Origin of the sequence: Pseudomonas sp. PS01301 (genome assembly GCF_029960215.1) — a bacterium.
In the GTDB taxonomy this organism is placed as follows: Bacteria; Pseudomonadota; Gammaproteobacteria; order Pseudomonadales; family Pseudomonadaceae; genus Aquipseudomonas; species Aquipseudomonas coleopterorum.
This window is the reverse complement of the sequence record NZ_JASCPM010000159.1, coordinates 1-255: the sequence shown is the minus strand read 5'-3', so window position 1 is coordinate 255 and position 255 is coordinate 1. Positions and strand designations below refer to the sequence as shown.

Below are 255 nucleotides of genomic sequence, written 5' to 3'. Positions count from 1 at the left end.
TGCTCTTGAGTCAGAAAACCGACCGGCATTGATCACAGCACCTCGACGCAGAACACGGCGGGCGTGACGATCCGCGTGCGTTCGATGTGCCCGCGTTGCAGCAGGCCGGCGCGGCGATCACCGGTTATCAGGTAGTCCGCATCGCCCGCCAAGGCCATGGCCAGCAAAAACGAGTCATCCGGATCATCGGCTTCGACCTCGATGGTCAGGCGCTCCAGTACCACAGCCCGTTGCAGGTTATTGATCATGGCGCCC

1 protein-coding gene is annotated in these 255 nt (G+C 62.0%); it reads right to left on the bottom strand.

Going from position 1 to position 255, the window contains the following annotated elements:
• Nucleotides 1-32 precede the first annotated feature (32 nt).
• The coding region (locus QMX89_RS22925; protein ID WP_349013140.1) for a PIN domain-containing protein at nt 33-255 on the bottom strand (223 nt) is incomplete at its 5' end.